The following is a 257-nucleotide window of genomic DNA, read 5'->3' on the forward strand; positions in this document are numbered from 1 at the left end:
GCCAACAAATGAAAATGAATGGCGTACGCCACCATTTGAGCTTGCTGTAGCTGATGAGCGTTTCTGGGGACGCGGTACGGGGGATAACAAAGGTCAGCTGCTAATTCAAATATATGGCTTACTGATTTACCGTCGTCGTTATGGTCAATTGCCATACGATGTTGAATTAATGTTGGAGGGGAATGAAGAGCAAGGAAGTTTAACACTTGGTCAACACTTGCATGAAATTCAAAATATTTACCCGAATAAAATAATCG

1 protein-coding gene is annotated in these 257 nt (G+C 41.6%); it reads left to right on the plus strand.

Features of this window, described 5'->3' with window-relative positions:
- Window positions 1-257: M20/M25/M40 family metallo-hydrolase (locus tag MN204_RS20985; RefSeq protein WP_249872984.1), on the plus strand; the 257-nt coding region annotated here is incomplete at both ends.

This window comes from Oceanobacillus saliphilus, from assembly GCF_023522835.1.
Lineage (GTDB): Bacteria > Bacillota > Bacilli > Bacillales > Amphibacillaceae > Oceanobacillus > Oceanobacillus saliphilus.